The sequence below is a fragment of the Vannielia litorea genome, assembly GCF_900142295.1.
Taxonomy (GTDB): domain Bacteria; phylum Pseudomonadota; class Alphaproteobacteria; order Rhodobacterales; family Rhodobacteraceae; genus Vannielia; species Vannielia litorea.
In genome coordinates, this window is sequence record NZ_FSRL01000001.1 from 420,435 (window position 1) to 436,482 (window position 16,048).

The 16,048-nt window shown below is 70.7% G+C and carries 16 protein-coding genes; 10 read left to right on the forward strand and 6 right to left on the reverse strand.

Annotated features, from left to right (window positions below; translation table 11 throughout):
• Positions 1 to 69: 69 nt before the first annotated feature.
• The 3 genes from BUR94_RS02115 to BUR94_RS02125 all read right to left on the reverse strand — a co-directional run bounded on the left by BUR94_RS02115 (position 70) and on the right by BUR94_RS02125 (position 3,182).
• Positions 70 to 1,635, reverse strand: a complete 1,566-nt coding sequence (locus BUR94_RS02115; RefSeq protein ID WP_074254618.1) for a 2-isopropylmalate synthase — start codon at positions 1,633 to 1,635, stop codon at positions 70 to 72.
• Positions 1,636 to 1,721: 86 nt separating this feature from the next.
• A complete protein-coding gene (locus BUR94_RS20995) occupies positions 1,722 to 1,853 on the reverse strand; it encodes a hypothetical protein (RefSeq protein ID WP_281249188.1) in 132 nt (43 codons plus the stop codon).
• 126 nt (positions 1,854 to 1,979) lie between these two features.
• Entirely contained in the window at positions 1,980 to 3,182 is a 1,203-nt protein-coding gene (locus tag BUR94_RS02125; protein WP_074254620.1) for an aminopeptidase P family protein, read from the reverse strand.
• 182 nt (positions 3,183 to 3,364) lie between these two features.
• Between BUR94_RS02125 and BUR94_RS02130 the strand changes: the two genes are divergently transcribed.
• The 10 genes from BUR94_RS02130 to BUR94_RS02175 all read left to right on the forward strand — a co-directional run bounded on the left by BUR94_RS02130 (position 3,365) and on the right by BUR94_RS02175 (position 13,363).
• Complete coding sequence (locus BUR94_RS02130) at positions 3,365 to 4,237, forward strand: tetratricopeptide repeat protein (RefSeq protein WP_074254621.1); 873 nt, start codon at positions 3,365 to 3,367, stop codon at positions 4,235 to 4,237.
• Positions 4,238 to 4,284: 47 nt separating this feature from the next.
• The gene (locus tag BUR94_RS02135; RefSeq protein ID WP_074254622.1) at positions 4,285 to 5,232 is read left to right on the forward strand and encodes an ABC transporter permease; all 948 of its coding nucleotides are present in this window, start codon (positions 4,285 to 4,287) and stop codon (positions 5,230 to 5,232) included.
• Between the two features lie 217 nt (positions 5,233 to 5,449).
• Entirely contained in the window at positions 5,450 to 6,271 is an 822-nt protein-coding gene (locus BUR94_RS02140; RefSeq protein ID WP_074254623.1) for an ABC transporter permease, read from the forward strand.
• Positions 6,268 to 7,803 (forward strand): ABC transporter ATP-binding protein, encoded by a 1,536-nt coding sequence (locus tag BUR94_RS02145; RefSeq protein ID WP_074254624.1) that lies wholly within the window; start codon positions 6,268 to 6,270, stop codon positions 7,801 to 7,803. Before BUR94_RS02140 ends, BUR94_RS02145 begins: the two co-directional genes overlap by 4 nt.
• A gap of 375 nt (positions 7,804 to 8,178) precedes the next feature.
• Positions 8,179 to 9,630, forward strand: coding sequence for an aldehyde dehydrogenase family protein (locus BUR94_RS02150; protein WP_074254625.1), 1,452 nt, complete (start codon positions 8,179 to 8,181; stop codon positions 9,628 to 9,630).
• 78 nt (positions 9,631 to 9,708) lie between these two features.
• Positions 9,709 to 10,137: a MarR family winged helix-turn-helix transcriptional regulator gene (locus BUR94_RS02155; protein WP_074254626.1), complete on the forward strand. Its 429-nt coding sequence runs from the start codon at positions 9,709 to 9,711 to the stop codon at positions 10,135 to 10,137.
• A gap of 81 nt (positions 10,138 to 10,218) precedes the next feature.
• Positions 10,219 to 10,947 carry a glucose 1-dehydrogenase gene (locus tag BUR94_RS02160; RefSeq protein WP_074254627.1) on the forward strand — a complete coding sequence of 243 codons (729 nt, stop codon included), beginning with the start codon at positions 10,219 to 10,221 and terminating at the stop codon, positions 10,945 to 10,947.
• Positions 10,948 to 10,982: 35 nt separating this feature from the next.
• A complete protein-coding gene (locus tag BUR94_RS02165) occupies positions 10,983 to 11,855 on the forward strand; it encodes a hypothetical protein (RefSeq protein WP_074254628.1) in 873 nt (290 codons plus the stop codon).
• 8 nt (positions 11,856 to 11,863) lie between these two features.
• On the forward strand, positions 11,864 to 12,289 hold the full coding sequence (locus tag BUR94_RS02170) for a hypothetical protein (protein ID WP_074254629.1): 426 nt from the start codon (positions 11,864 to 11,866) through the stop codon (positions 12,287 to 12,289).
• 66 nt (positions 12,290 to 12,355) lie between these two features.
• Positions 12,356 to 13,363: a P1 family peptidase gene (locus BUR94_RS02175; RefSeq protein WP_074254630.1), complete on the forward strand. Its 1,008-nt coding sequence runs from the start codon at positions 12,356 to 12,358 to the stop codon at positions 13,361 to 13,363.
• Here the strand turns inward: BUR94_RS02175 and BUR94_RS02180 are convergent.
• From BUR94_RS02180 to BUR94_RS02190, 3 genes are all read right to left on the reverse strand, one after another.
• Positions 13,360 to 14,118: a FadR/GntR family transcriptional regulator gene (locus BUR94_RS02180; RefSeq protein ID WP_074254631.1), complete on the reverse strand. Its 759-nt coding sequence runs from the start codon at positions 14,116 to 14,118 to the stop codon at positions 13,360 to 13,362. The genes BUR94_RS02175 and BUR94_RS02180 overlap by 4 nt on opposite strands.
• A gap of 144 nt (positions 14,119 to 14,262) precedes the next feature.
• Positions 14,263 to 14,898: a YiaD family glycine zipper/OmpA-like lipoprotein gene (locus tag BUR94_RS21000; RefSeq protein WP_074254632.1), complete on the reverse strand. Its 636-nt coding sequence runs from the start codon at positions 14,896 to 14,898 to the stop codon at positions 14,263 to 14,265.
• Positions 14,899 to 15,130: 232 nt separating this feature from the next.
• A complete protein-coding gene (locus BUR94_RS02190) occupies positions 15,131 to 15,997 on the reverse strand; it encodes a methylated-DNA--[protein]-cysteine S-methyltransferase (protein WP_139301203.1) in 867 nt (288 codons plus the stop codon).
• Between the last annotated feature and the right edge of the window lie 51 nt (positions 15,998 to 16,048).

The following is a 16,048-nucleotide window of genomic DNA, read 5'->3' on the forward strand; positions in this document are numbered from 1 at the left end:
AGGCGCTTTCACAACAAAACGGCCCGCCAGGGGCGAGCCGTTCTCGATGCTTGCGGGTCTGGCCGCGCCTCAGCCGGCGTCCTTGTAGCTGACCTCGCGGGTGTCCTTGCCGCCGAGCTTTTCCTTGCGGACACGCAGGCGGTTCAGCGCGGTGACATAGGCCTTGGCCGAGGCCACCACCGTGTCGGTATCGGCGGCCTCGCCGGTGGCCAGCACGCCGTCTTCCTCCATCCGCACCGTCACCGTGGCCTGGGCGTCAGTGCCCTCGGTCACGGCGTGCACCTGGTAGAGCTGCAGCCGCGCGCCATGCGGGTAGAGCGCCTTCACCGCGTTGAAGGTCGCATCCACCGGCCCGTCGCCCTGGGCCGTGGCCTGCTGGTCCACGCCGCCCACGGTCAGGGTGATGTCGGCCGACTGCGGCGCCTGGGTGCCGCAGACCACGCGGAGAAACTTCAGCTTCAGGTGCTCTGCCGCCGGGTCGTTGGAGGCGTCGCGCATCAGCGCCACCAGGTCGTCGTCGAAGACCTCCTTCTTGCGGTCGGCCAGCTCCTTGAACCGCACGAACACGTCGGCCAGCTGGTTGTCGGCCAGCTCGTAGCCCAGCTCGTTGAGCTTGGAGCGCAGCGCCGCCCGGCCCGAGTGCTTGCCCATCACCAGGTTGGTCGCCGCCAGGCCCACGTCCTCGGGCCGCATGATCTCGAAGTTCTCGGGGTTCTTGAGCATCCCGTCCTGGTGGATGCCGCTCTCGTGGGCAAAGGCGTTCTTGCCGACGATCGCCTTGTTGGGCTGCACCGCAAAGCCGCTGACGGCCGCCACCCGGCGCGAGATATGCATGATCTTGCGAGTGTCGACCCCGGTGGTGAAGGGCATGATGTCATGGCGCGTCTTCATCGCCATCACCACCTCTTCCAGCGCGGTGTTGCCGGCCCGTTCGCCCAGCCCGTTGATGGTGCACTCGATCTGCCGCGCGCCCGCCTCCACGGCGGCGAGGCTGTTGGCCGTCGCCATGCCGAGGTCGTTGTGGCAATGGGTGGCGAACACCACGTCACCCGCCCCCGGCACCGTCTCGATCAGCCGCGAGATCAGCGACGCGCTCTCGCGTGGGGCGGTGTAGCCCACCGTATCGGGGATGTTGATGGTGGTGGCCCCCGCCTTGATGGCGATCTCGATCACCCGGCAGAGATAGTCCCACTCGGTCCGGGTCGCATCCATCGGGCTCCACTGCACGTTGTCGCAGAGGTTGCGGGCATGGGTCACCGTCTCGTGGATCCGGTCGGCCATCTCGTCCATCGTCAGGTTCGGGATCTGGCGATGCAGCGGCGAGGTGCCGATGAAGGTGTGGATGCGCGGAGACTTCGCGTGCTTCACCGCCTCCCAGCAGCGGTCGATGTCGGCGATGTTGGCGCGGGCGAGGCCGCAGACGGTCGCCCCCTTGGTCTGGCGGGCGATCTCGGAGACGGCGGCAAAGTCACCCTCCGAGGCGATCGGAAATCCCGCCTCGATGATATCGACGCCCATCTCGTCGAGCAGATTGGCAATCTCCAGCTTCTCGGCATGGGACATGGTGGCGCCGGGCGACTGTTCGCCATCGCGCAGGGTGGTGTCGAAGATCAATACGCGGTTTGCGTCGGACATGGAAAATCTCTCTGGCTTGCTGTGCTTGTGCTCTTGGGTGCTTTGGCGCGTCTATACCTCTGAGCGGTCGCGCCGAAAAGGCACGCTCAGAGGCAGGTAAGCAGAAGCAGCAGGCCGGCGAGGAGCAGGGCGACAACAGCGGCGAGAGGGAGCCGGCTGGCTTCCTCCTGGCGGGCGATCGCGATGGCCCGGGGCTGGTTGTGGCGCTCTTGCGTCATGGGCCGGATCATACGCGGGGAATCGAAAAAGAAAAGCGGAGAATCGAGCGCCGGTCCGCCGGCGGCGGGGCACCGCGCCCAGAAGGCCGGCAAGCCACCGCCGGAGCCGGCCCGTCCTTTCCGTGCTCACACCACGTTTTTCTCCGGCCCGAAGGGAAACCCCGTGATGTTCTCGGCCCCCTCCTCGGTGATCACCAGGATGTCGTGCTCCCGGTATCCGCCCGCCCCCGGCATCCCCTCGGGCACCGTTAGCATCGGCTCCATCGAGATCACCATCCCCGGCGCCAGCACCGTGTCGATGTCCTCCCGCAGCTCCAGCCCCGCCTCGCGCCCGTAGTAATGCGACAGCACGCCAAAGGAATGCCCGTAGCCGAAGCTGCGGTACTTCAGCAGCCCCCGCTCGGCGTAACAGGCATTCAGCTCCTCCGTCACCGCGCTGCACCTGGCCCCTGGCTTCAGCAGGGAAAGCCCCAACTCGTGGACCGCCACGTTGGCCTCCCAGTAGCCCAGCGAGGCGTCATCCACCTCGCCCACGAAGAGCGTCCGCTCCAGTGCGGTGTAGTAGCCCGAGATCATCGGAAAGCAGTTGAGGCTCAGGATATCGCCGCGCTCCAGACGCCGGCCCGTCACCGGGTTGTGCGCCCCGTCGGTGTTCAGCCCCGACTGGAACCAGACCCAGGTGTCGCGATACTCGGCCTCCGGAAAGGCCCGCGCGATCTCCAGCTCCATCGCGTCGCGGCCCGCCATCGCCACGTCGATCTCGCGCACGCCCTCGCGGATTGCGCCCCTTATCGCCTCGCCGCCAAGGTCCGCCACCCGTGCGCCCTCGCGGATCAGCGCGATCTCGGCCGGGCTCTTCACCATTCGGAGGCCCATCACCGTCCCGGCGATATCCATCGAGACCGGCGCCAGAAAGCTCTCCATCGCCGCCCGCTGCTGCACGGTCATGTGGTCGCCCTCGAAGCCCAGCACCCGGCCGGTGCCCGCCACATGGGCCACCGCCCGCCAGAAGTTGTCGCGCGCCCAGTCGGTGTAGGTCAGCGCCTCGCCATGGCAGCGCCGCCACGGCTGGCCCGCGTCGATGCCCGCGGCGATCACCACTGAGGTTTCCGCCGTCACCACAAGCCCGAACGGCCGCCCGAAGGCGCAATAGAGAAAGCCCGAATAATAGGCGATGTTGTGCATCGAAGTGAACAACGCCACCTCCACGCCCGCCTCCGCCATCACCGCCCGCAGCCTGGCGAGCCGTGCGTCATATTCGGCACCCGAGAAGGGCAGGGGCGCCTTCTCGCCGTTCTCGAAGCGGTAGAACTCGGGACGATCCGTCATGTCATCAGCCTTTCCGGGCCACGCATCGGGCCCATTCGTCAAGGAATGGTCCCGGCGTGCAGGACGGAAAGGGCCGCGCGACGGGGTGACGCCATCACCCCGGGCCTGCCGCCGACTATGCCACGCCGCCGCGCCCGCGCAAGCCCGTTGCAGCCCCCGCGGGCTCCGGGCACTCTGCGCCCATGCGCCGCCTCATCCTCGCCCTGCTCGCCCTCGTCACCCCCGCCGCCGCCCCGGCAGACCCGGCCTCCTTCGCGGCGCGCTTCGCCGTGCTCAAGCGGCAGCTCGACGATCCCGAGGCCTTGTTCATTGGCGGCGAGATGGTGGCCGCTCTCCTCGCGCTGGAGCCGCTCGTCACCGGCCCCGCCGAGGAGGCCCGCCTGTTTCGCGAGTTGGCGGTGGTCGAGGGCAAGCGCGACGAGGCCGCCTGCCTCGACCATGCCGAGCGGGCGCTGGCCGCCGAGGCAAGGGCAGGGGTGCTGGCGCCGCTTGAGCTCTACTTCATGCATCGCCTCTGCGCCGAGACCGGCGTGATGTGGGTCAACGACAGCCGCACCACCGCCCACCTCGAGGCCGCGCTGGCCCTTGCGCCCCAGGTGGGCCGCCCGGTGACCGAGATCCATTGGCTGCGGATGAACCAGGGCACCCACCTGCGCGCGCTCGACAAGGCGCGCCACAAGGCCGGGCAGGCGCCGCTCCACCGCTTCGGCCTCGAGGCCTGGGAGCCCCTTCTGGGCGACGCCACGGCCCACTACGGCGCAGAGTCGTCGGAACTGTCCGACCTCCTGCGCCTGATGTCCGAGGCCTACGAGCTCGAGGGCGACTTCGAGAAGGCCATCGCCGTCAAGACCCGGTCCGTGGCGCTTACCCACACCACCGCCGATCCGGGCCGGCGCGTCTCGGCGCTGACCGGGCTCGCCGCGCTCCAGCACCGGGCCGGCAAGGTCGAGGCCGCCCGCGCCACCTTCGACGCCGCCATCGACTGGGCCGAGGCCTGCTGCTCCACCGCGACCCGCGGATTTGCCCGCGACCAGAAGGCCAGGCTCTTCCCCTGAGCGCGCCCTCCCTTCCCCCCATGCGATCAATCCCCTAGCGTCACCCCATGGCCCGCTACCTCGCCTCCCGGCTGATCTCCCTCGCCCTCTCGCTCGTCGCGGCCAGCGTGGTGATCTTCTTCATGCTCGAGGTCATCCCCGGCGATCCGGCGGCCTTCATGCTGGGGCTCAATGCCCAGCCCGAGACCGTGGCCGCGCTGCGCAGCGAGCTCGGGCTCGATGGCAGCACGCCCGAGCGCTACCTGCGCTGGATCACCGGGCTCCTGCAGGGCGACATGGGCACCTCCTACACCTACCGCGTGCCGGTGGAGCAGCTCATCGCTGACCGCCTCGCGGTCTCCGCGCCGCTTGCCGCCTATGCGCTGGTGCTCTCCACGCTGCTGGCCATCCCCGTCGGCCTGCTCGCCGCCGCCTTCCGGGGCCGGGCGGCGGATTACGGCATCATGGGGCTGACCCAGCTCGGCATCGCCGTGCCCAACTTCTGGTTCGGCATGCTGCTGGTGCTGGCCTTCGCCATCACCGTCCCGCTCTTTCCCGCAGGCGGCTTTCCGGGGTGGGATGCGGGCCTCTGGCCCGGCCTGAAGGCGCTGACCCTGCCCGCCGTCGCCCTGGCCCTGCCGCAGGCCTCCATCCTCGCCCGCGTCATGCGCTCGGCGCTGATCGAGGTGCTGGGGCAGGATTTCATCCGCACCGCCCGCGCCAAGGGCCTGAGCCGGGCGCAGGCCCTCACCCGCCACGCGCTGCGCAACGCGCTGGTGCCGGTGCTGACCATCCTGGGCCTGCAATTCTCCTTCCTGCTGGCCGGGGCGATCATCATCGAGAACGTCTTCTACCTCCCCGGACTCGGCCGGCTCATCTTCCAGGCCATCACCCAGCGCGACCTGATCGTGGTCGAAAGCGCGGTGATGCTGCTGGTCTTCGCCGTCATCTGCGTGACCTTCCTGACCGACATCGCCTACGGCCTGGCCGACCCGCGGCTGAGGAGGCGGAGGTGACAAAACAAAGGCAATTCGGACCGGCGCAAGACGTGCAGCGCCGACCCGCGGGGTGGCGCCCGCAACGGCTGTGCAGAGCACTTTATCTTGCCGTGGTAGCTCGACCTTCGTGGTCAGCGCTGCTCTCACCAAAGCGCCGCCCCGGGGGGCGGGTCGGCGCTGCACGGCGCCTTCGGCTTGACTCCGTGCAGGTGCCCCGCTGCACCGGAGCCCGCCCGTGAAGCTCCCCGCCCAGCTCCTCATCGGCGCCGCCCTCACCGCCGTCTTCCTCGCTGCCGCGCTGCTCTCGCTGGTCTGGACGCCCCATTCCGTCCTCGATCTGGCGATCTCCAACAAGCTCGCCGCCCCCTCCGCCACCCACCTCCTCGGCACCGATCACCTGGGCCGCGACCTCACCTCCCTGCTCATGGCCGGGGCGCGCACCTCCATCGCCGTCGCCCTCGTCGCCGTCTCCATCGGCCTGTGCATCGGCGTCCCCCTCGGGCTCACCGCCGCCGCCGCCCGTGGCTCGCTGCTCGACGAGGTCATCATGCGCGCCAACGACCTCACCTTCGCCTTTCCCTCCCTCGTGATCGCCATCCTGATCACCGCCACCTTCGGCCCCTCGGCGCTCAATGCCATCCTCGCCATCGGCATCTTCAACATCCCGGTCTTCGCCCGCGTCGCCCGCGGCGCGGCGCTGGGGGTCTGGCAGCGCGAGTTCATCCTCGCCGCGCGGGTGGCGGGCAAGTCCCGCGCCCGCATCTCGGCCGAGCACATCCTGCCCAACATCGCCAGCCTGCTCATCGTCCAGGCCACCATCCAGTTCTCGCTGGGCATCCTCGCCGAGGCCGGCCTCTCCTACGTCGGCCTCGGGGCGCAACCGCCGACGCCCTCCTGGGGCCGGATGCTGGCCGATGCGCAAACCTTCTTCTACGGCACCCCGCGCCTCGCCATGGCCCCGGCCTTCTGCATCACCGCCATGGTCCTTGGCCTCAACCTGATGGGCGACGGGCTGCGCGACATGCTCGACCCCCGCCTGCGCAGGGCCGTCCAGTGATCGAGCTGCGCAATCTCTCGCTCGCCATCCACGGCAAGCCCATCCTGCGCGATGTCTCCCTCTCGCTGCCCGAGGGCCGCATCCTCGGCCTCGTCGGCGAGAGCGGCTCCGGCAAATCCATGACCGCCCTCTCGATCATGGGCTTGCTGCCGCACGGCTCCCGCACCACCGGTGCCGCCTGCCTCGATGCCGAAGACCTGACGCAAGCCTCCGAGCGCCGCCTCTGCGCCCTGCGCGGCAACGAGATCGGCATGATCTTCCAGGAGCCGATGACCGCGCTCAACCCGATGCAGACCATCGGCGCCCAGGTGGCCGAAACCCTGCGCATCCACGGCGCCGCCTCGCGCGGGCAGGCCGCCGCCATCGCCCGCGACAAGCTCGACCGCGTCGGCCTCGCCAGCATCCCCGCCACCCGCTACCCGCATGAGCTCTCCGGCGGCCAGCGCCAGCGCGTCTGCATCGCCATGGCCATCGCGCTCCGCCCCCGGCTGCTCATTGCCGACGAGCCGACCACGGCGCTCGATGTGACGACCCAGGCCCAGATCCTCGAGCTGCTGCGTGGCCTGGTGCGTGAAGAGGGCATGGCGCTGCTGCTCATCACCCACGACCTCGCCGTGGTGGCCGACATGGCCGACGAGATCGCGGTGATGCAGGCCGGCCGGGTGGTCGAGCACGGCCCCACCGCCACGATCCTGCGCACCCGCAGCCACCCCTATACCCGGGCGCTCTTCGAGGCCTCCGGCCACCAGCCCGACCGCGCGGCCACGCGCATCGCGCAAAGGCCCCTGCTCTCTGTCCAGGGCGCGATCCGCGACTACCCCACCCGCAAGGGGCCGTTCCGCGCCGTGAACAGGGTCAGCTTCACCCTGCGCCAGGGCGAGTCCCTCGGCCTTGTCGGCGAGAGCGGCTGCGGAAAGTCCACCCTCACCCGCGCCATCCTCGGCCTCGACCCGCTCCAGGGCGGCAGCATCGCGCTCGATGGCCAGCCAGTCTCGCCCGCCATGGGCTTCGACCTGCGCCGCCGCCTCCAGGTCGTGTTCCAGGACCCCTACGGCAGCTTCAACCCGCGCCACCGGGTGTCGCGCCTCGTCGCCGAGCCCTTCCACCTCACCGGCACCCCGCCCGACCTCCGCGCCCGCATCTCCGAGGCCCTGCGCGCCGTCGGCCTCCACCCCGACGACGCCCACAAGTATCCGCACGAGTTTTCCGGCGGCCAGCGCCAGCGCATCGCCATCGCCCGCGCGCTGATCACCCACCCCGAGCTGATCGTGCTCGACGAGGCGGTCTCGGCGCTCGATGTCCAGGTCCGCGCCCGCATCCTCGACCTGCTGGCCGGGCTCCAGGCCGAGCGCGGCCTGTCGTATCTCTTCATCAGCCACGACCTCTCGGTGGTCCGCAACGTGACCGACCGGGTGCTGGTGATGAAGGCGGGCGAGATCGTGGAGGAGGGCCCGACCGGGCAGGTCTTCACCGCCCCCGAGCACCCCTACACCCGCACCCTCATCGCCGCCGCCCCTGTGCTCGCGGCCTAGGGTGGGCAATCCGCACACCTCGACAGGCCGATGAGCGCAGCGAAGAGGCCCCACCCGCCGAGCGAAGCGAGGCCACCGAAAGCACTTCCCCCTCCCGCCGCCCCGGTTCTTGTAACTTGACCAAACGGTTCAGCCTGGCACCTGCACGGAATCAAGCCGAAGGCGCCGTGCAGCGCCGACCCGCCCCCCGGGGCGGCGCTTCGGTGACGACTGCGCTGACCACGAAGGTCGAGCCACCACGGCACAATAAAGTGCCCCGAACAGCCGTTGCAGGCGCCACCCCGCGGGTCGGCGCTGCACGGCTCATCAAGGGCGCCCCGATCCCCCTTCCCAACGCTGCCCCCGCCCCCTAACCTCGCCCCCGGAGGCCCCACCATGACAGACATCACCGCAGGCTGGTTCGACCCGTCCGAATATCTCATCGGCGGCCACTGGCACGACGCCCCCGCCACCCTCCCGATCGAAGACCCCTCCACCGGGCAGGAAATCGGCGCCATCGCCCGCTGTGGCAGCCGCGAGGTGTCCGATGCCGTCGCCGCCGCGCAAACCGCGCTCGAGGGCGAGTGGGGCGGCTTCACCGCCGCCGAGCGCGGCCGCATCCTGCTGCGGCTCGCCCGCCTGATCGAAGAGCGCACCGAGGCCCTTGCGGTGCTCGAATCCCGCGATGTCGGCAAGCCGCTCACCCAGGCCCGCGCCGACGCCCGCGCACTCGCCCGCTACATGGAGTTCTACGGCGGCGCGGCCGACAAGATCACCGGCCAGACCATCCCCTACCTCGACGGCTACACCGTCTACACCCTGCGCGAGCCGCACGGGGTGACCGGCCACATCATCCCCTGGAACTACCCGATGCAGATCATCGGCCGTTCCGTCGGCGCGGCTCTGGCCATGGGCAACGCCTGCGTCCTCAAACCCGCCGAAGAGGCCTGCCTCACCGCGCTCGCCTTCGCCCGCCTCGCCCAAGAGGCCGGCCTGCCGCCCGGCGCGCTCAACGTCGTGCCCGGCCTCGGCGAGGAAGCCGGCGCCGCGCTCTCCCGCAATCCGGGCGTCCGCCACCTCAGCTTCACCGGCTCGGCGGGCGTGGGCACCCTGATCCAGCAGGCCGCGGCCACCAACATCGTGCCCGTCACCCTCGAACTCGGCGGCAAGTCGCCCCAGCTCGTCTTCGCCGATGCCGACCTTGGCGCCGCGCTCCCCTTTCTCCTCTCCGCCGGGCTGCAAAACGCGGGTCAGACCTGCTCCGCCTCCTCCCGCCTCCTCGTCCAGAGACCGCTCTGGGATGAGACGGTGGCCCGCATGGCCGAGGCCTACGGCAAGCTGCGCGCCGCCCCCGCGCTGGAAGACGCCGAACTCGGCCCGCTCATCTCCGCCCGTCAAAAGCAGATCGTGCAGGGCTACCTTTCGCGCGACGAGGGGCTGCAACTGCTGGCCGAGGGCCGCGTCTCCAGCGATGCGCCGAAGGCCGGCCACTACGTCGCCCCCCGGCTCTACGCCACCACCGACCCCACCCACATCCTCGCCCAGGAGGAGATCTTCGGCCCGGTCCAGGTGATGATCCCCTTCGACAGCGAGGAGGAGGCCGTCGCCATCGCCAACGGCACCGGCTACGGGCTGGTCGCCTCGGTCTGGTCCGAGAGCGGCGCGCGCCAGATGCGGCTGGCGAAGCGGCTGAAGGCGGGCCAGGTCTTCCTCAACAACTACGGGGCAGGGGGCGGCGTCGAGCTGCCCTTCGGCGGCGTCGGCCGCTCCGGCCACGGGCGCGAAAAGGGCTTCGAGGCGCTCTACGGCTTCTCCACTCTCAAGACCGTGGCCGCCCGGCACGGTTGAACCCGGCCCGGCGGCGGGTCCCGTTCCTTCAGAAAGGGAGGCTTGCGGCGCCTGTAAACAGTATTACAATCACCGCCGATGCCCCTCACCCTGACAGAAACCCTCTCCCGCGCCGGAAACCCGACCGAGTCCGATGGCTTCCGGCTCTGGCACCGCTTCCTCGGTTGGCAACGCAGCCTCTCGGCCAGCCTGCTTGCATTGGGCCTCACCCAGCCGCTCTTCTCCGTCCTCGCCGTCATCGGCTGGCTCACCCGCGAGGGCGGGGCGGTGACCCAGCAACGCATCGCCAATGTCTCCGGCATGGACCGGATGCATATCTCCGGTCTGGTGCGCAAGCTCGAGGCCATGGGCCTGGTCACCCGCACGCCCTCGCAGCGCGACCGCCGCGCCGTGGCCGTCTCGCTCACCCCCGAGGGCCGCGACACCCTCGCCCGTGCCATCCCCGCCGCTGCCGACCACGACGCCGCCTTCTTCGCCTCCGCGCCCGAGCGCTCCGCCCGCCGCTGACCGGCCCCGCGCTGCCTTCGGCCCCTTGCGCCCCGCCGCCCCATGCCCTCTCATCGGCCCGACAAGAGGGAGGAACCTGACATGCGACTCAAGGGCAAACGCGCCATCGTCACCGGCGGCGGTTCGGGCTTCGGCGCGGGCATCGCGCGCAAGTTCGCGGCCGAGGGCGCCCAAGTGCTGGTTGCCGACATCAACGCCCGGGCCGCCGCCGCCGTCGCCGAGGAGATCGGCGGCCGCTCGCTGGCGATGGACGTGGCCACCCTGGCCGGCTGGGAGGCCTGCGCAGGCGAGGCCGGGCAGACCGACATCCTCGTCAACAACGCCGGCGTCACCCATCTGCCCGCGCCGATGGAGGAGGTCTCGGAGGAAGATTTCGACCGCGTCACCGCGATCAACATGAAGTCTATCTACCTCTCCGCCCGCACCGTGATTGCGGCGATGAAGGCCCGTGGCACGGGCGCGGTGCTCAACATCGCCTCCACCGCCGGCCTCTCCCCCCGCCCGCGGCTCAACTGGTACAACGCCTCCAAGGGCTGGGTCATCACCGCCACCAAGGCCATGGCGGTCGAGCTTGCGCCCTCGGGCGTGCGGGTCAACGCGCTCTGCCCGGTGGCCGGTGAAACCCCGCTGCTGGCGAGCTTCATGGGCGAGGACACCCCCGAGATGCGGGCGAAGTTCCTCGCCACCATCCCGCTCGGGCGCTTCTCCACGCCGGAGGATCTCGGCGCGGCGGCGGCCTTCCTGTGCTCCGACGAGGCCTCCATGATCACCGGCACCGCGCTCGAGGTCGACGGCGGCCGATGCATCTAGGCCTCCCCGCCGCCTGGTGGGCCGTGGCACACGCCATGGCCCTCTTCGTCGCGGCCCTCGCCTCGGGCCAGCTCATCGCGCCACTTTTCGACCCGACGCTCGGCTTCGCCCTCCACCGCGCCGCCGGCCTCTCCGAGCCGCTCCTCTTTGCGCTCCTCCTGCTCGGCGCGCTCTGCGGGCTGCACGGGGCGCCGCACCGTGGCACCTGGGTCGGCCTCTCGGCGCTGGCCGTCACCGGCGTTGCGCTGGGCTTTCTCGGCTATCTCCTGCCCTGGGGGCAGGTGAGCTTCGCGCTGGCATCGGGCCCTGCCGCGTCGCTCCCCGCTCTGGCGCCCGCGCTCCTGCCGCTCGCGCTTCTCGCCGTGCTCCTGCGCCACCTCGGCCAGTACTGGCACCTCCGCCACCCCTCCGCTCTGGCCCTCATCCCGGCCGTGGCCCTCCTCGCCGCGCTCGCGCTGCCGTTGCCGCCGCCAGCCGCCCCCGACGCCTTTGCCAGCACCGCCGACATCCTCGCCGACGTGCGCCGCACCCCGCTGCCCGCCAATCCGCTCGCCACCCCGGTCCACATCCTCCCCGAAACCTGGCTGCTACCGTTCTACGCCATCCTCAGGGCCCCGCCCGACAAGACCGCCGGGATCCTCGCTTTCTTCGCCGCCCTCGCGCTCTGGGTTGCGCTGCCCTGGCTCGACCGGCATGCCTCCCGCCCGCTCTGGGAGCGCCCGGCCAGCGCCCTCGTCGCCGCGCTCGCCGCCCTCTGCCTGCTCGCCCTCCTGCCGCTCGGCGCCGTGCCCGCCTCACCGCTGGTGCAATCGGCCTCCCTCGCGCTCACCGCCGCCTATTTCACCGCCTTGCTGGTCGGCCTGCCTCTGGCCGCGCGCCGCTTGCCCCGGCCGCACGCCACCGGGTAGCCTGCCGCATGCTCCGCCTCCTCCTCCGCCTGCTCGGCCTCGCCTCCCGTTCGGAGGAACACCGCGCCGCACCGCTGCCGCCGGGCAACCGGCGCCTGCATCTCTTTTCCGGCACCTTCGGCAGCGAGGCGGCGGCCGTGGCCTATGTCCTGCCGCCGATGGACGGGCACCTGGCCGACGAACCGGCCCAACTCACCGTCGACCTGCCCGAAGCCTTCATCGACCCGGCCTTCGTGCGGATGGGCCACGGCACGGGCCTCGAACCCCTGCTCGAGGCCACCTTCACCGGCGAGACCCTGCTCGACGTGAACCACATCACCGCCGGAGCCGATACCGTGGTGGTCATCGACGAACGCGCCACCGGCGGCTTCCCCTTCCGCCTCGCCGACACGCCCCGCCTCACCTACCACGGCGCCTTCGACCTCCACGACTGAGCCGCGCCCCTTGCACCGGGGCCGCCGATCGGCAACACCTGCGCCAAGCGCATGAAGGGGGCAGCAATGAAGCCGGGTCCACGCAATCTCATCACCGATGTCGCCGGCCTCCGGGTCGGCAACGCCACGAACACCCAGGTCAAATCCGGCGTGACCGCGCTGGTGGGCGACGCGCCCTTCGTGGCCTCCGTGCATGTCATGGGCGGCGCCCCCGGCACCCGCGAAACCGATCTGCTCGCCCCCGACAAGCTGGTGCAGAGGGTCGATGCCCTCGTGCTCTCCGGCGGCTCCGCCTTCGGGCTCGATGCCGCCTCCGGCGTGGCCGACGGCCTGCGCGCGCAGGGCCGTGGCTACCAGGTCGGCGAGGTCCGCGTGCCCATCGTCCCCGGCGCCATCCTTTTCGACCTGCTGAACGGCGGCGACAAGGACTGGAAGGAAAATCCCTACAAGTCGATGGGCCGCATGGCGCTGGACGCCGCCGGCGCCAGCTTCAAGCTCGGCTCCGTGGGCTGCGGCACCGGGGCCACCACCACCACGCTGAAGGGCGGGCTCGGCTCGGCCTCCGTGGTGCTGGAGAGCGGCATCACCGTGGGGGCGCTGGTCGGCGTCAACGCGGTCGGCTCCGCGATCGAGGGCAAGGGCCCCCGCTTCTGGGCCGGGGCCTGGGAGATGGCGGGCGAGTTCGGCGGCCTCGGCGGGCCTGAGACGACCGATGCGGGCTTCGAACCCAGCCTCGAAAAACTCGCGGGCGAGGCCACCACCATCGCCATCGTGGCGACCGACGCGGCGCTCGACCCGGCGCAATGCCTGCGCATGGCCGTGGCCGCGCATGACGGCATGGCCCGCGCGCTGGTGCCCTCGCACACGCCCTTCGATGGAGACCTTGTCTTCGGGGCCGCCACCGGCGCCCGGCCGCTGGAAGACCCGCAGTGGGATGCGCTCCGCATCGGCCACGCCGCCGCCACCTGCCTCGCCCGCGCCATCGCCCGCGGCGTCTACCACGCCACCCCGGCCAAGGGAGATACCATCCCCACCTGGACCGGCCGCTTCGCCCAGGGCGGGCGCCCCGCCTAACGCTCCAGCCGCTGCCGGGCCACCGCCTCGTGAACCTCGGCCTTCCCCTGCTCGGCCAGCGCCCGCTCGACGAAGTCGAGATGTGCCTCCACCGCCCTCCGGGCCGCCGCGGCGTCGCGGGCCAGGATCGCTTCCGCGATGGTCCGGTGCTGCGCCAGCAGCCGCTCCCGCGTCGGCTGGTTCCGGAACATGATCTGACGGTTGTAGAAGACACCCTCGCGCAGCAGCCCGAACATCGCCCGCATCATGTGCAGGAGCACCACGTTGTGCGCCGCCTCCAGGATCGCCATGTGAAAGCCCGCGTCCAGCTCGGCCTCCTCCTCGGCCGTCGTCCGCCGCCCGTGGGCCGCCTCCATCTCCGCCAGCGCCCGGGCAATTCCCTCGTGGTCTCCCTCGGTGCCATGCACCGCCGCCCGCTCCGCCGCCTGGCCCTCGAGGTCGCGGCGGAAGCCGATGTAATCCACCACCGCCTCCCGATGCCCGGCAAAGAGCCGCACCAGGGCTGGCGGAAAGACCGAGCGCAGCCCTTCCGACACGAACACCCCCGCGCCGGCCCGCGCCTCCAGCAGGCCCTTGTCCTGCAGCGCCCCCAGCGCTTCACGCAGCGAGGGGCGCGACACGCCCATGCGCTCGGCCAGGTCACGCTCCGCCGGCAGCCGCTCTCCGGGGCGCAGCACGCCCCGCAGGATCAGCAGCTCGATCTGCTCCACCACCGCATCGCTCAGACGCGCGGCATTGACAGGCTGGAACGGCATGAAAAAGCCCCCCGGAATTGGTCAAGTGATTTGACCACGTTCCGGGGGGAGGGGGCAAGGTGCCCCCGCCACAGGCAGGGCGGGAGCAAAGACGGAGCGGGGCAGGGACGGGCCCCGGTCCGAACTGGTTACACGCTCATCCGATCAGGTGTTCGGGATGATGATGATCTCGACGCGCCGGTTGGCGGCTTTGCCCGAGGCGGTCTGGTTGGTCGCCACCGGCTGGCTCTCGCCGCGCCCGATCGCCTGGATCCGGCCCGAAGACACGCCACCGTTCACCAGCACACCACGCACCGCGAGTGCACGACGCTCCGAGAGATCCTGGTTGTAGGAGGCCGCACCGTCGCTGTCGGTATGCCCGATCACCTGCACGGTGGTATTGGGGTAGTCGTTCAGGCTGCGGGCCAAGGTGTAGAGGTCATCCTGCAGGGTCGAGGTCAGCGCCGTGCTGTCGACGGCAAAGAGAATGTCCTGCGGCATGGTCACGATCAGGCGGTCGCCGGTGTTGACCACCTTGATGCGCCCGTCGAGGTTCTGGTCGAGCTCCCGCGCCTGCTTGTCGAGGTTGGCGCCGATGGCACCGCCCACGCCGGCACCGACGGCGGCACCGAGCACGGCGCCGCGGCGGCGGCTCTCTTCGTCGTCACCCAGCGCCACGCCGGCCAGCGCCCCCACGGCGGCACCGGTCAGGGCGCCCGTCTGGGTCTTCGGGCCGACGCCTTCGCAGCCTGCGAGGAAGGTGGCGGCGGCGGCGGAAATCAAAAGGGAATTGCGGATCATGTCTGCTACGGTCCTTGTCTTTACGGTTGGTCCCCATGGACGTCGGGGCTTTAACGCCCTCTGGGCCGCTTCGTTCCTTTAAAATGTGACATAGCCAACTCGAAATCGCGTGATCCGCCCGTGCTGAGCGGAAATCTGCCCGCCCCGCGCGCAGAATGTTTCAGCCCTCCACCGGCTTGTCACATCACGTGAAATCCACGACATCCGCGGCCCGGCGCCGCCTGTTGGCCCCTCAGCCGGCCGCGCGCCCCTCGGTCCGCGCGGCCTCCCAGGCCAGCATCACCCGCTTCACCGGCAGCCCCCAGTGATAGCCGCCCAGGCCCCCCGACTTGGCAATCGCGCGGTGGCAGGGGATCAGCCAGCTCACCGGGTTGCGCCCCACCGCCGTGCCCACCGCCCGCACCGCCCTGGGCGATCCGACGGCCCGCGCGATCTCGGAATAGGTGGTCACATGGCCTGTCGGGATCTGCATCAGCGCCTCCCAGACCTTGATCTGGAACGGCGCCCCGATGAGGTAGAGCGGCGTCTCCTCCCCCTTGCCCTCGGCCCCGAAGGCCGAAAGCACCCAGGGCCGCAGCGCCATCGGATCCTCCACGAAGGCCGCCCCCGGCCAGCGGCCGCGCAGGTCGTCCATCGCCGCTTCCGGCCCCATCTCGGCGGCGAGCGCGATGCCGCACAGGCCCTTCTCCGTGCCCATCACCAGCGCCGGGCCGAAGGGGCTCTCGAACCATCCCCAGCGGATCTCCAGCCCCGCGCCGCCCTTGGCATAGTCACCCGGGCTCATCGCCTCCCAGCGCAGGAACAGGTCGTGCAGCCGCCCCGACCCGCTGAGCCCCACCTCGTCCGCCGCCTCCAGCGTGGTGAACCGCTCCCGGAGCAGCGCCTTGGCATGGCCGAGGGTCAGGTATTGCTGATACCGCTTCGGGCTGACGCCAACCCACTGGCTGAACATCCGCTGGAAATGCGCCTGTGACATCCGCATCTCGCTCGCCAGCGCCTCCAGCGTCAGCTTGCCCTCCGCCCCGTCGATCACGTCGAGCGCACGGCGCATCACCTGGTAGTGGTAGCTCTCTTCCATCTCTCTCACGGGCGCGTTCATCGGCATGTCTCCTTCGAGGATAGAGATAGAAACCCCCGCCGCCCAGGGCGA

What these genes read in the sequence shown, in the direction of transcription:
- BUR94_RS02115 (WP_074254618.1), bottom strand. Translation starts at nt 1,635, where the DNA reads ATGTCCGACGCAAACCGCGTATTGATCTTCGACACCACCCTGCGCGAT.
- BUR94_RS20995 (WP_281249188.1), bottom strand. Translation starts at nt 1,853, where the DNA reads ATGACGCAAGAGCGCCACAACCAGCCCCGGGCCATCGCGATCGCCCGC.
- BUR94_RS02125 (WP_074254620.1), bottom strand. Translation starts at nt 3,182, where the DNA reads ATGACGGATCGTCCCGAGTTCTACCGCTTCGAGAACGGCGAGAAGGCG.
- BUR94_RS02130 (WP_074254621.1), top strand. Translation starts at nt 3,365, where the DNA reads ATGCGCCGCCTCATCCTCGCCCTGCTCGCCCTCGTCACCCCCGCCGCC.
- BUR94_RS02135 (WP_074254622.1), top strand. Translation starts at nt 4,285, where the DNA reads ATGGCCCGCTACCTCGCCTCCCGGCTGATCTCCCTCGCCCTCTCGCTC.
- BUR94_RS02150 (WP_074254625.1), top strand. Translation starts at nt 8,179, where the DNA reads ATGACAGACATCACCGCAGGCTGGTTCGACCCGTCCGAATATCTCATC.
- BUR94_RS02155 (WP_074254626.1), top strand. Translation starts at nt 9,709, where the DNA reads ATGCCCCTCACCCTGACAGAAACCCTCTCCCGCGCCGGAAACCCGACC.
- BUR94_RS02160 (WP_074254627.1), top strand. Translation starts at nt 10,219, where the DNA reads ATGCGACTCAAGGGCAAACGCGCCATCGTCACCGGCGGCGGTTCGGGC.
- BUR94_RS02165 (WP_074254628.1), top strand. Translation starts at nt 10,983, where the DNA reads ATGGCCCTCTTCGTCGCGGCCCTCGCCTCGGGCCAGCTCATCGCGCCA.
- BUR94_RS02170 (WP_074254629.1), top strand. Translation starts at nt 11,864, where the DNA reads ATGCTCCGCCTCCTCCTCCGCCTGCTCGGCCTCGCCTCCCGTTCGGAG.
- BUR94_RS02175 (WP_074254630.1), top strand. Translation starts at nt 12,356, where the DNA reads ATGAAGCCGGGTCCACGCAATCTCATCACCGATGTCGCCGGCCTCCGG.
- BUR94_RS02180 (WP_074254631.1), bottom strand. Translation starts at nt 14,118, where the DNA reads ATGCCGTTCCAGCCTGTCAATGCCGCGCGTCTGAGCGATGCGGTGGTG.
- BUR94_RS21000 (WP_074254632.1), bottom strand. Translation starts at nt 14,898, where the DNA reads ATGATCCGCAATTCCCTTTTGATTTCCGCCGCCGCCGCCACCTTCCTC.
- BUR94_RS02190 (WP_139301203.1), bottom strand. Translation starts at nt 15,997, where the DNA reads ATGAACGCGCCCGTGAGAGAGATGGAAGAGAGCTACCACTACCAGGTG.